Below are 254 nucleotides of genomic sequence, written 5' to 3' on the forward strand. Positions count from 1 at the left end.
CAACCGGAAATGGGCGGGAGATATCAGCCATATCTGGACAGCCGAAGGCTGGCTCTATCTGGCGGTCGTCATCGATCTGTTCAGTCGTCGCGTGATCGGGTGGGTTGTCAGCGACCGGATGAAAAAGGACCTGGCCATCCGTGCCCTGGACATGGCGGTGCGGCTGCGTGATCCGGCGCCCGGCTGCTTTTTCCACTCTGATCGTGGCAACCAGTACGGCTCTCATGATTTCCAGAAAAAGTTGCTGGCCCATG

At 58.7% G+C, this 254-nt stretch carries 1 protein-coding gene; it reads left to right on the forward strand.

The annotated features are described in order from the left end of the window. Positions 1-254: DDE-type integrase/transposase/recombinase (locus tag B7449_RS18825; protein WP_048884073.1), on the forward strand; the 254-nt coding region annotated here is incomplete at both ends.

The sequence above is a fragment of the Komagataeibacter intermedius TF2 genome, from assembly GCF_000964425.1.
GTDB classification, from domain to species: domain Bacteria; phylum Pseudomonadota; class Alphaproteobacteria; order Acetobacterales; family Acetobacteraceae; genus Komagataeibacter; species Komagataeibacter intermedius.